Annotated in this window: 8 protein-coding genes; 1 reads left to right on the top strand and 7 read right to left on the bottom strand. The window is 28.1% G+C overall.

Annotated features, from left to right (window positions below):
- Positions 1-298 precede the first annotated feature (298 nt).
- Positions 299-2137: a DUF262 domain-containing protein gene (locus DKK79_RS13720; protein ID WP_110424544.1), complete on the bottom strand. Its 1839-nt coding sequence runs from the start codon at positions 2135-2137 to the stop codon at positions 299-301.
- 314 nt (positions 2138-2451) lie between these two features.
- Here DKK79_RS13720 and DKK79_RS13715 point away from each other — a divergent pair, with 314 nt between their 5' ends.
- Positions 2452-2658 (top strand): hypothetical protein, encoded by a 207-nt coding sequence (locus tag DKK79_RS13715; RefSeq protein WP_110424543.1) that lies wholly within the window; start codon positions 2452-2454, stop codon positions 2656-2658.
- Positions 2659-2872: 214 nt separating this feature from the next.
- On the opposite strand, the gene DKK79_RS13710 is transcribed toward DKK79_RS13715, so the two are convergent.
- The 6 genes from DKK79_RS13710 to DKK79_RS13685 form a co-directional block, all read right to left on the bottom strand.
- On the bottom strand, positions 2873-3979 hold the full coding sequence (locus DKK79_RS13710) for a hypothetical protein (RefSeq protein WP_110424542.1): 1107 nt from the start codon (positions 3977-3979) through the stop codon (positions 2873-2875).
- A gap of 1387 nt (positions 3980-5366) precedes the next feature.
- The gene (locus tag DKK79_RS13705; RefSeq protein ID WP_110424541.1) at positions 5367-9842 is read right to left on the bottom strand and encodes a YobI family P-loop NTPase; all 4476 of its coding nucleotides are present in this window, start codon (positions 9840-9842) and stop codon (positions 5367-5369) included.
- Between the two features lie 305 nt (positions 9843-10147).
- Positions 10148-10825: an antirestriction protein ArdA gene (locus DKK79_RS13700; RefSeq protein WP_110424540.1), complete on the bottom strand. Its 678-nt coding sequence runs from the start codon at positions 10823-10825 to the stop codon at positions 10148-10150.
- A gap of 72 nt (positions 10826-10897) precedes the next feature.
- Positions 10898-12145 (bottom strand): tyrosine-type recombinase/integrase, encoded by a 1248-nt coding sequence (locus DKK79_RS13695; protein WP_110424539.1) that lies wholly within the window; start codon positions 12143-12145, stop codon positions 10898-10900.
- Between the two features lie 83 nt (positions 12146-12228).
- Entirely contained in the window at positions 12229-12438 is a 210-nt protein-coding gene (locus tag DKK79_RS13690) for a helix-turn-helix transcriptional regulator (RefSeq protein ID WP_110424538.1), read from the bottom strand.
- A 126-nt stretch (positions 12439-12564) separates the two neighbouring features.
- A complete protein-coding gene (locus tag DKK79_RS13685; RefSeq protein WP_110424537.1) occupies positions 12565-13920 on the bottom strand; it encodes a hypothetical protein in 1356 nt (451 codons plus the stop codon).
- Positions 13921-14183 lie beyond the last annotated feature (263 nt).

The raw sequence follows: 14183 nt of genomic DNA, 5'->3' as shown, positions 1-14183 counted from the left end.
TTCAACAAGTTGGTACTTTATGTTCTTATGATTATGTTTATGATACTAGTGAGAGTTTGTTGAAGATTATAATGGAAGCTCTATAACTAATGAATACAGTATGTTAAGTAATTTATAAACCTTGAATAATTAGTTAATAACCCTACAAAGTTTTAATATAAACTTTGTAGAGTGAATTTATTGATGAGTTCCTTTTGTTGGTAATTTACAATAGTGATTAACTTAAGTTAACAGATAATACACTTACCTAAATTTGAAAACTGATTTCATAATGTGCAAACACATCCTTATTATATTCCTAAAACTGACCATTCCAAATACGCTCACAAATAGTTTGGTATAGTTTTTGACGAGCATCTATATCAGCTTTTTTAAATTGATCATGTGGTTTAAATGGTAAATGGTATTCTGTTATCAATTTAGTGAAATTAGGGTTATTTTCATACGTTTTTTCACATAAAGATTTCGCTAATAAATTTTCTTTTAAATAGTGAGGCATTTTCTTTTCAAATGTCATATCACTATAGGATTGATTTGTTCCTCTAGGCAATAAAATTAAACCGCCTAACTTATTGCGATAGTTTTCAAATTCATATTCTTGCGCAAACTCATCTTGATGCTGTGTAAATTGTTTAGCCCAAATATGCTCAATTTCAAAAGGTTTACCTTGTTCTGGAAAAAAATATGTTTCCAAAGTTGTGTTTATCCCAGCGAGATTATCTACATACGCAGTAATACGAGATAGTAAAAATTTAATAAAGTTTCTATTATTATAAAGGCCTACATTATGAAAATTTTCAAATTTTTCTGTAATTTCTTTTGCTTTTTGACTTAAAATGAACCTAAGTTCCGATAATGATTTCCCTCTGATCTCTTTCACCAAAGTATACATTGTGTAGCGAATCGAGCTAGCTGCAAATCGACGATTATTTAAAGTACGTAGTACAGCAAACAGTTCGATATAACGAGCTACTAAATCTATTTTTTGTCGTACAACATCGGAAGAATCTTCTAGTTGTAAAGGAGCTAACATTAAAGGATAGCTTAATGTTGGTGCAATACCCCAGCAATCAATATAATAAACATGCTGTAGTGCCGGAGTAAAAGTACATTCGGCAGCTAAAATTTCTAGGTAAGCCCGTAAATAAAACTGAAATTCTTGCTCAATAAAGCGTTCAAAACTGGTATGATCTTTATTGTTTAAATTCATAATTGCTAGATTATCGCGAACCCAACTATGAAACCGAGTGCCAATTTTTTCAAAGTCCTCATTTTGAGCACCTACCTGTCCTTGACGGATTGTCCGAGCATATTGAGCTCTAAGTAATGCCTGAAAGAAGCGTAAATCTTCATCTTTTTCATATTTATGCAAATGTAACATCGATTTACGCCAAAGATCGTCCGCTTTTTTTCGTTTATCTGTATTTTTATAGTGAGATAGCAAGAAACCTTTAAGCATATCTGATGGCGTTAAATTTAGTCCTCTATCATTCATAGTTTCAAAAATGGTATAAGCATTTTCATCAGAATAAGCAATAATTTCGACCATAATGACGTTGTATTTGAGCCAGTCAATAAAAAAAGAGAATGACTCATTTTTTAATTCATCGGGAAATATTTCAACAATATTTTGATAACGCTGAGCCATATTACAGACTGAAGCATCATCATTATCTTGTATCGTATACATTCCTGTAGTGAAGAGATTATTAAGACAAGTGATACGTTCATCAACCGTAATATTAAAAGACTTATCCCCACGGTGCTCAGAAAAAATCATAGACTCTATTTTTTCTTCTATATCTAATTCTTTTTGTAAATTATTCAGATAAATCAATAATAGTGTCAGTGAGGTGAGTCGTTGTTGTCCATCAATAATACTACGCTTACCGCCCTCTTTAATACTCACCACAAAAGGGCCCAAATAATAATTATTATAATTGTTACCATCAGATCGACTATCACCTTGAGTATATTCATTTAAAAATGATGTAGTTAAGTCGGTCACCAGTTGCTCAATATGCTTTTGTTCCCAGCTATATTCACGCTGAAAATAATCAACAGTATATTTTTGGGCATTGAGTACATCAAATAAACAGCGGTGTTGTGCTTCTATTTTGTTTTCCAGCTTACTCATAACGGTTTCCTTACATATTTTATTCCGATTAAAGCTTATCATAAGAAAGTCTGAAAAACATTTGTATTTAAATTGTTTATTACTCATTGAATCAGAGATTATTTCATACATTAAAAAATCTAGCGATTGATGTAAATACACCAATTAAGCAATCGATTTTAAAAAATGTTTATGAAGTTACTTTGATAGAGAGTTTAAACAAAGATACCAATTCTCAGCATGTTAGTTATGAAGATGCCGATGTACCACCAAAGATGATAATTATTATTTACAAATAAAACCAAGTATGAATAAATTAATGATTAACATTTATTATGATTTTGATACCGGAATTAACTTTAATCTGTATGTATCATTGGATGTTGGCGCAGTATATACAATATGAACGTATGGAGTTAATTGTCAATGGAGACAACTCAGGCGCTGATATGGTATCTAACAGCAAAACCGCTGCTAGTTCTGGTACATCTTATAAAATAATTGAAAATTGGTTTGCTGATGTAATGGCTCGTTATATTTAGGGTGGTAAAATCAATGTTACAACTGTAGATGATAATACTATGTCTGAATTGAAATTCATCACAATGGACTGATTGGTCGGTGTTTATTATAATTTTTAACCAATAAAAAGGCAGAAAGCCTTTTTACCTGATTTTCTTAAGTATTGATGTTCGCATTTTAACATTTTTAATTATTAACCAAATCATATAAACAAGGTAATTGACTTAAAACGAATTATCTATCTAATTTTTCATTAGTGCTATCAAAATAGCTTGATAATTCGTTTTCAATAAAATTTACAGCCACATCTATACATTCAGTAAAATTTGAGGGAGTACCTTTAGTTGATTGTTCTCTATATCCAAGCACATCTTGAGCAAGACGATCGACATTTTTCCAATAGGGAAATGCTGAAAGCTCATCTTCTCTAACTGTACTTAGTCTTTTCATTGTTGCACCCTCATGATATATATGATAAATATCCTTTGCTATATGGTATAATTTAAGATCATTAGTCCCCAGCCAATTCTCAACAGGAAATTTTTTGTCTCCAATGATAATATCTAAGTTAATATCCTCTGATAAATTTGCTCCTGTTAACCAATGCAGATCCATCGCAGCATCAAAAGCATGATTGCGACATTTTTCTAAACTACTTCCATTTCTCAAAAAATTTTTCTTTATATATTGTCGCCGTTGTTTGATTTTTTCTGGTAACTTATTAATAGTGTTCGAATCAATACTCCAGAAAGCATATTTAGCAATTTCGAGATCATAAGCACTAACAATACCAATGAAATTAATAATACTATAAAGGTATGTCTCAAATTTTTTTTCAGGGCTAAAACACTTGTAATTTAATCTGATATTTTGTATCTGAAGCATGGACACATAATGAAAACCATAAACTGTTCTAGAATCATCTGGCAAACTTTTAAAAATAACTTTATTTTTCTCAGGATCAGAAGAGTAATCTCTAAACGTTGCTTCAGGATCATCAACATGACTTGGCCAAAATAGGCGACAAAAATTTTGATAAGCTTTGATGGATTTTTCAACCCATGAATCAGGCATTTCATTCAATCCAATTGCAGTTAAACATACTGGTGCTGTGTTTAATAATTTAACTAATGGTAAAAGCCCAACTCTTTGTACATCATCCAAAGTAGCAGTTGATGACAACTTTTCCATCCTCTGTAAGGAACAGTTATCTAAGTTAATTTGAACTATTTTATTTTCTTTAGAAAACAATTGTGATGCGTACTCAGGTGTAAGTATTTTTTCATCTTCATATCTAGAACGACAAGGGCGTATAAATACAATATCAGAACATTTATCCATTTGCAGATCTCACTAATAAAGTACCGTTTAGGATTAAATTAAACAATTTAAGCAACAGAAATTATTTTATTTTCTTTAGAAAATAAAGCATACTAATACTTGAAAAAATTCAAATAAAATAGTCAATTTATATTTCTATATGCTAGATTATATAGCCAATTTTTTTGATAAACCAAACTTTATGTTATCCTTCATAAAGGATAACATAAAATGACTGAATGACGATTTCTCTATGATTTTTTTGTCCAAATTCAGTTAGTTTTAGGTAAAACAATGACAAAATCAAAATCACGAATAAACTATCCCAATAAAGCTCATTTAAAGCTCATTTAAAACTCATTTAAAGCTTTATTAGGGGATGAAATAATTATCAATAGTCATTTTACTTTATCAAAAAACAATACTCCTCTATTTAGGTTTAGGTGTAAAGGCATAAAACGTAGCTGGGATTGTTGGTGTCAGGATGGAATAATTAGGTCTTTTTTAGTTTGTTAAGTCGAAGGCTTGTTTAATATTTAGTAATAGATGAATCTATTACTGCTGATTTATTTAATATATTATTGACACTTATTATATTAATCTTCTCGGGGTTAATTAAGCTAAACTTAATAGGATTATTGCTAGTATTTTCTTTGTTGCTATAGTAATCAGGTGAATGTCTTCTCCTATATTTACTTAATGATGTATTTTACACGATAAAAGCGTAAAGCTACAGATTATAACCAGTAGTCAATTCTTTATGTTATAACTTGTCTGACGTTTCCTATTTTTGTCGGTAAAATACTTGATGCTGACGGCGCTTTCTCTTTATGTATTGCTATGTTTATTTTCACATTGATATTCAAAGCTCACATTAAATATTTGATACAAAATACACATCATGATTTATTTAGTTTGTAGCTTTATAGATTGTTATCTTCAAATATCTGCTTTATTTCCCTTGTATATGTTTAATTTTTTAATAGTTAAAATAAAAAACTAAGCAATTCTTTTAAAATTTTTGTAATTAAAAACTTTAAAGTCATTCTAAGAAAACATGTCATTATTGAACTAAATATATCCTTTTTTCTTGATTTAGGGATAATTTTAGTTGAACTAGGGAAGTAGTGAAATAAGTTTAAAGACTTATCTAAAAAGCTTTAGACATAAAAAACCTGCTAGAAGCAGGTCTCAGAATTTGGTGATTGGTGCCCGGACGCGGAATCGAAGATACTGCTTAAAGTATTGGAGGAAGAGGATTGAGGGATTTTAGGTGAGGGAATGTATCCGAGGTTGTATCCCCCTCTTAAATATTATTGTAAATATACATTATACTTTTCATTATCAGCTTTAATTTTTAGTATATTACCAATATAAAACTTTAACTATAATTTCATTAAAACCCAAATTAATCTTTTGTTAATTTAAATTGTTTTCTTTTTTTACCTTTAACTAGATTAGTTTCTATTTTGAGTTTTTTTAAATACCCTTTCTTTAATAATAATTCAAAAAATGGCTTATATTTCCTATTATAATCAATCGTTAAAGTTGCACACTTTCCAACTTTTTCGAGACTAGGTATTTTTTTTAATAATTCGCTTATATTTGGATTAGTTAATCTAGGTAAATTTTTAATAACTAATTTTAGTTTGTTATCTTCATTTCCGTTACCAATAAATATTTTTATTAGTAAACTAATTGGATAGTTATGATTACGTTTATTTTTAAACATATCTAATAATTTCTGAGCAAGAATATTATCTGTTTGAATTACGTTTTCAGGAATTTTTTCAATAATCTTAATTCTTTTCTTCTCATTAAATTTTTCTGATTTGAACAATAAAAGATAATCACTACCTTTTATTATTTTAATAAGATTAAGTCTCTCCGAACTTTCAAATTTAAGAAATAATTCAGCATGCGTTTCCAATAAATTAATATGTTTATTTGGAAATTTATTTTTTAATAATTTGTAGTTGTCGTCAGTTAAATTCAAAATATGGTTATCAATTAGATAATTGATTTTACTATCAGAAAGTGTTGAAAGATATATGGAATTCCAATGTGGAAAAATATTTGCAAACATAAAGTAAATGTCATCATCAATTTCATTTTGACGTAAAATAGAGGCTTGAAAACTTATTTTATCTTGTTTGTTAGTTGATAATGTTTCAATTTCAATTTTTGTCTTAATCAATTCTTTTGTATTTTGTTCAATATTAAAAAAATCAATTAATGTTCGATTAATTTTTTTGGCACACTCTTCATAATAGTGATAAATATTTTTCCATAAAACTTCAACTTTTTGTTGCTCAAAAAGCAATGTTTGAATATCAACATTATTAATAGTTGAAGTATTTTTTATCTTAATAGGAAGTTTTTCAACTAATTCTTCTATTCGACAAAACTCTAAATTTTCATTATTGAATAAATTAATTATTAATGCTTCATCATCTAACAAATTAAATTTAATTAATTTTTCTAAACCATATTCATTAATATAAGTAATGGTTTCATTTTCATCTTTGGTCAATAATAATTTTTTCGATTCAAGTTTAGCAGGATAATCAAGTAAAATATTTAAATCATCATCATTAATATCGTAATTTTCCAAGTCATCGATAAATTTATCATATGACTTTCTAACTAAATAATAATGTAAGTTTAACTCTTTTAATTTTTCATAATTGCTTGGAGATAAAACAATCAGTTTTTTATAAATCGCAAACATTGCTTTCTTGGAATCAATAGAGTTTGCTTCGAGTTTTAAAAAGTCAAATGAATGTGAATCAAATATATTTACTAAAGCATAATAGCTAGATCTTGAAATAGTATCTTTTTTTAATAATTGTTCAAATAATTGATTAATATCTATATAGTTATAATCAGTAATTGTATCTTTTCGCAATTGATTATAATTCTCTTTATTATTAAGATATTTAATCAATGCTTCATCTAATGTTTCTTCTTGTTCTTCTTCGTAGTATATAAGTACATTGATTAGTTTTGTAGATATTAAATTCTTTGAAAATATTTCCGTCCATAAGGAACGTTCCTTAATATCTTCTATATTTGTTACATAATTTTTAGTATTTATACTTTTTATAATCTTAATTTTTATAGCTCTTTCTAAATCTTCATTATTTAGCACAGATAAAAAACAATCTTCATCCATTGAAAGACTTCTGATAACTCCTTCAAGAGGTAACTCTTGAATAATATAATCATTAATAAATTCTTCATTATTTGTTATATCTGAAGTTAATTTTTCCTGAATATTACTTTTGCGAAGATAAGTAGTTAAAATTTCATCCAGTTGATTTTCATCATAATAGGTAATAATGTTTTCCCATTTGGGTACTATTTTTTCTTCTGTTATAACGATTGGCCATATTTCTTTATAGTGGATATTATCTAATTGAGATAACGAGTTCTTAAGATTTTTAATTAATATAGTTTTTGAATCAACAGTTACATCGTTATTAAGTATATTAATAATGAGATCTTCATCTTCTTCAATTGCGTTATTTGGTTGTTGAGCACACATTACTTCTGAGATAAAAGTGCTTAGATTAGTATCGACATAATCTATCAGTGAAGTTATTGTACTATTGTTAACTATAGAATAACCTTTTTTCTTAAATTCGCTTAAGCTTAATAAATTTTTCTTTCTATATAAAATCAAAAAAATATTATAGAAATTAATTTGATAATGTTGTCCTTTTAGTAAAAAGTCGATTTCTGAAATAGAAACTTTAAGATCAATGTATTTAAATTTAATGTTTAATGAATTAATAACATCGTTTAATTTTCCAATATCAACTGTTTGGAATATACTAAAATATCTTTTACAATTTGTAATGTATTCAATAAGCTTGGATTTGTTTTTTAACAAACGATTGAATTGACTAATATCTAAATAATCAAGGATGTATTTTGCATAAAAAATATTTTGTTGTTCATCATCCGTTTGAAGATGTTCCCAAAAATTATCCCATTGATGACAAAATAAATAGATAAAATATGCAATAGAGTTTTTATATTTATCTTTGTTCTTGAAATATGTATCAATTAATTTTATTGTATCTTGTGGATATAAGTTAAATAACTGGCTTATTCTCACTAAGTGAGAGTATTTTGTTTTGCTGTTTTGTTTATGAAGGATAAGATAATCAATTAAATCACAATTAAAGACTTTTACTGACTCAAAGTCCTTTTCATCTAATGTTATCCGATCATACACTCCCTCTAGGTTGTTTAATCTAAAATCACAGGATAATTGTTTTTCACTTGGCAAAAAGTGTTTTATAAATAGGTGATCGTTAATTGATAATGCGTCTTTATGAAGTAATGAAATATAGTAATAATATTCTTCTGTTAAGTAACCATACTTAAGCAGATAATCAACAAGCTCATTTTCAGTTAAAAAAGTGATTTCATTACCAAATTCATTAATTAAATCACGTAATAAAACAGGATTAGATAATAGCTTTATTTGTTCGTCCGTTTTCTCATCTCGCTCTTTTTTTTCCTGTAACTCTTTTAATTTATCTTTAATAAATATTTTTTTGTTTTTATCAAAGATATTGCTTATGATGCTTTCTTCTTTACAATGTAGTTTTTCAAACTCTAGGGGAAAGAAATTTTTAATCAAAATAATGGAAAAAAGCTGGTTATAATCTAAATTTAGAGAATTTTGATTTTGAGAAATTATTAGTTCACAGTATATTTGATATTCATTCATGATATTTGTTAATAAACGCATATCATCAATATAAAAAGAAATCTTATTTAGAAAACCATTTGATAAATGGTCATTGCTATTTTTATTACGTATTTTCAGAAAATTATAAGAATTTGTGACGTTTATAAATGGTATTATAGGAATAATCAAATCAAAAAATTTAGTTTTGTTTTTAATTGTCTTTGAAAAATCTAGTTTTGTCTGATTTATATTATTTTTTTCTTTGTTTGATTTTGATTCATTAATTAATTCAAATAAGCAATCATTTAATGCATAGATAAATGTTACTTTTTTACCTCTTAGTTGTTTGGCATTATTAATTAAAAAATTAAGCTCTCTCAACTCTTCAAATATAGTTATATCATTGAATCGGTCTAAATCCTCTATAATTACAACATTAAATTTTTTTCTTTCAAATAAATAAAGGATTTCATCTAAGTATTCATTTAAAATTAAATGAGGTTCTTTCTTTTCCCCGTTAACTTCAATATCACCTTTAGCATTTAATTTAATGCTGTGAATTCCAAACTTTGCGTGATAAAGGATTTTCAAAAAATAAAATAATGATACAAACAAGAGGAACCAATATACTAATGCTATCAAATAATGCATCGGTGAATTTAGCAATAACTTATTAATTAAAGGAAGTTCAGATAAAATTCCTGGTTTAAAAAGAATTGAAAATGAGATTAGAAATATTGCTAAAATCATTAAAAAACGAATGGTACTCCAAATGCTAAATGCTTTTATACGTTTAAATCGGGAATCAGGAATTTTTCTAATATGTGCATGATAAAAAATTTGTTGAAGAATACTGAGCCTAATTTTTGATTGTATTTCTCCAGTATTGTCTTTATCTCTAAAGTTAGCGAGTGAAATATTGAGATATTTATATTTTTTAGGGTAGTCTTCTTTGAATGTTTTTAAAGCACTGCTTTTGCCCGCACCATAAGAACCTGTTATTGCAATATTTTGTACGCTGTTATCTTGAATACCAGCATTAATAATCTTGGAATAATATGCAATATTGTGATCTGTTCGCTTAGGTGCCAGCGATTCTAACCTAAAATCTTGTAATGTTTCATCTTTCACATAATAAATTCTATCATAGTTGATGGGGTAAATTTCTTTAAATTTCATTTTCTTTTAATTATTTATCAAATAGACAATTAAATATTCTTTCAAAAAATATTGATTAATATTATATCAGTTTTGTTTAATAGCTTAGAAAATATTCATATTGATATAAATTTTTGAAATTAAAAATCAGTTTATAACAAACCAATCCCGTGACATTAAGTTCAAATTTAATACAAATATAGTAACATTTTTGTGTAATAACTCACAAAATTTATACATAACAAGTTAAAAAATAATGACACAAAAAATATAATCATTAATAATTACCCCAATAAAGCTTTAAATAAACTTTATTGGGGTATTAACTAATCATCAAAATCATTTGGTTCTGTCAAAATACAATACTCTTCAGGAATACTTTTACCATCGTAATCGGAACTAAAACTTTCACCTGTATAATAGATGTAATTACCAGAATAAAATGTGCCACTTTGTTCAAATGCAATATCATGACCATATCGTTCATAATCAAAGTAGTTACTTAAATTGCCTAGCTCTTTTAAACTATAGCAGCCACTTTCTGCAATCCAATAAAAACCTAAATCATATTCATCAGAAATATTGGACAAGGATTGAAAGCAATCTAAGTTATCAGATAAATTAATTAAGTCAGTAATAGAATTAACATAGTCTCCAACATCAATAACTGCTTCATAAATTTCCATTTCATCATGACTTAATTCGTTAAGTTTACAGGCTAAAAAGTTTAATTCATCAAGATTACTATGTTCTGATATATAATTTGATACACCATAGACAGTTGATTCATAATCTGTTAAGAAATACTCATCATAGTTAATGCCATCAATACCAATTCGTTGAAAGCATTGTTTTACTTGTTCAGATGTTGTTGGCAAGGCAAGCCATTCGCCCACTAACTCACCTTCGTTATATTTTCCTAAATTGGTTACAAATACTGAGATCGTACCCGAACCCACCGCAGTGGATTCAGGGTATGACGATACATTCGGTAATGTTTGCATAAACATCTCCTTAAATTTTTAGATATTAAAATAATTGATTTTTGAAAAGAGAATTAAATAGTAGAGTGCTTTTTAAGCAGTTTTGAATTCATAAGGCATGACATATTCAGTTCGGATTGAATCTAAGTAATCAGCCCACCACTGAACCATTTTTGTTCGTTCAATAATGTGCTGTGCTTTATGAATATAAGCAGCCCTTACACCATTACGTTCTTGATGACTCATCTGGCGCTCAACAGCATCTCGTGACCAGAGATTAGATTCAACCAAAGCACTACAGGCCATTGTTCTAAACCCATGCCCACAAAGTTCTGTTTTGGTATCATAGCCAATAGAACGTAATGCTTTGTTTATTGTGTTTTCGCTCATTGGCTTTCTTGCTGAGTGATCCCCAATAAATACTAGTTCGTACATGCCACTAATTTCATGAATCTGTTTTAAGATTTCAATTGCTTGATCACTTAGTGGAACTAAATGAGGTGTTCTCATCTTGGAACCTCGTTGAGAATGAGGTACACCATCAATTTCTTCCCTTTCAGCAGGAATAGTCCAAATCTTTTTATCGAAATCAATTTCTAACCAACGAGCAAACCGTAGCTCACTAGAACGAATAAATATAAGTAGAGAGAGTTTTATTGCTAATTTGGTTAACTCTCGTCCTTTAAAATTATCAATGCGTTCTAAAAGTTCAGGTATTTTTTCGAGTTCAAGTGCAGGCCGATGATTCACTTTTACTTTACTCACTACCCCTTTTAGATCTTGAGCAGGATTATAAGAGATGTAACCATTTTGCACTGCATAGCGCATTATTGCTGAAGTAAGTTGCTGTAATCGGTTAGCGACTTCAAACCGACCATTTTCTTCAACAGCTTTAATTGGAACAATTAACTGACGGGTAGTTAATGCTGAAATAGAATAAGCTCCAATTTTAGGAAATAAATACAATTCTAATGTTCGTAGTACTTTTGCTCTATGTGGCTCAGACCAAGTTTTGTTATTGGTACACCATTTACGTGCAACTTGCTCAAAAGTAACTTGTATTTCATCTTCAAACTGTTTTGCTTTCTTTTCTACCTGCGGGTCAATATTTCTAGCTAGTAATGATTTGGCTTCATTTCGTATCTTTCTAGCTTCGCTTAATAAAACATTAGGATATTGGCCTATAGACATTAATTTTTCTTTACCATTGAAATAATAGCGAAAACGCCAATATTTAGAACCATTTGAATGAACAAGTAAGAATAAACCATCACCATCAGAAAGTTTATATTGTTTATTGTATGGTTTGGCGGATTTGATTTTTAAATCTGTCAAGGACATAACGAATTCCTCAATTATAAAAATTTAGATATAAAAAAAGCCACATATTTGACTATGTGGCTTGGGTGATAGAAATTTAACTGTTAATTAGTTTTAGTCTTTATCCATGCTTCAACTTCTTTTAGGCGCCAACGCGAGGATCTTCCTAGTTTTATAGGGAGTGGAAATTTATTCTGCTTTATCAAAGCATAAAACCATTTATCAGTCATGCCTGTAAGTGTGGTGATATATTTCATATCAACTAGGTAATCAGGATGTATTTGTGCATCCAAAGGGGGTAAGAATGTTGACATTGTTGTACCTCTATTGAGTGATGTGGGTTAATTACATTCAATAGATAGGTATCAACAATATTTTTTTACTACTTTTGATCATAAACTGCTCATTTTTACAAAGCAGTTTATAAGCATACTAATTGATTAATTTGCAACTCTATTTATAAAATTCATAATGGGTTGATTATAAATTTGATCAACATAGTTACTTTTATAGGCATTTTGAAAGCAAGATGATGACATACTTGAGTCGGATTTTACGGGGGGATATCCATCGACTTTAAATTCTAACTCACAACTCATTAATGATGGCTTTCTTTCACCTATTAGGACCCATTTTATTTTTTGCTGATAACTTTCAGTTTTTATATCTTTTTTGAGTTTTTCAAATTGATTGATTTCGTTAGTTAGGTTTTGATTATATGGATCAATTACTTTTTCTACAATATCTCTGACTATGCCATTTTCTACTCCCTCCAAATAGGCCAAAAGTTCCTGATAATTTTTAACAGATAATGTCTTTTTACCATCCTTCGTATTTAAGGTTATATTCTTGGCTGAATTACCTTGAAGTAGATGTAGATAAACCAATCTGGAGTAATAGTCATCATGAAGATCAAACAGTTCAACCTTTTTATTTAGTTGGTATTGTGTATTCTTATAAAACCTTTCAAAATTTAAACCATGCTTTTTTAATATTTCATTAATAGAGTCTATATCTTCTTCAATTTGTTTTGTTCTTTTAGCAATATCTTTATTATCTATATCGGTTATAGCTTCTCTTCTAGAATTTTTGTCATAAAAAAATTGATTATAACTTATAATTCCATCATTACCTTGTTCACTACCATAAATAGATTCGATTACATTATTCTGCCTATACCAACTAATTACATGTTGACCAAGATAATTAACTTCTTTATATCTCTCTCCTTCTCTGATTTCTTTTATGATTGTTTCTTTATTTGATAGAAGATATTTTCTATTTTCCTGATAGCGAGTTAAAGCATCGTTTTTTTCTATTTCAAGAAGTGCTTTCTTTAACTTTTCATAAATAACTAGTCTTGTTTTTGCTTCAATGTAACTTCTAGCTTTTGCATCAATGTAATTTTTATACACCGTATAATGGGGATAATTAACATTCTTATTTCGTTCTTCTTCTGTTTTAAATTTTTCATAATCATCTAATGTAATATTGATATTTTTATCTACAAACATAGTTTTTAAATTTTCTGCTATACCAGAAAATGTTAGGTTTAAAAATTGATTTGGACGATCCTTTTTAAATTCACAAGTATATTCAACAATATTTCGATCTCGTTCATCTTTATATGAATCCCATTTCATTTTATTACAGATATTTCGGTTATCAAGCGCATTACCGACAGTAAGAGTTGAGTCGATATTATCATACACATAATCTTTAACTTGCTTAACCTGTGATGAGTCTCCGCACGCCGTGAGAGTTAGTACTGATAAAATAATTGTTATTTTTTTCATTGCTATTCCTTATGGAAAAAAGAATTAATTAACTTTACTTAAATTATATTTTTGTGTGGTACCCGAAACTTAATTTGACGCAAGTTAGCTATTGTTTTAATTAAGTTTATATTTTCATCGATTATTTAAATAAAATCATATCGTTTAAACAGATCAATAAGATCTTATTGATCGTTAAAAACGATCAATTATTTACTTTGAAGACATTTTAAAATTAGAGCCAACCTCGCTCTGCAAAAGAAAAATACGATTGTTGAGACAAT

Source organism: Gilliamella apicola, from assembly GCF_003202915.1.
GTDB classification, from domain to species: domain Bacteria; phylum Pseudomonadota; class Gammaproteobacteria; order Enterobacterales; family Orbaceae; genus Gilliamella; species Gilliamella apicola_Q.
Note: the sequence above shows the minus strand (reverse complement) of the source record. Positions and strands in the feature narration are given on the sequence as shown.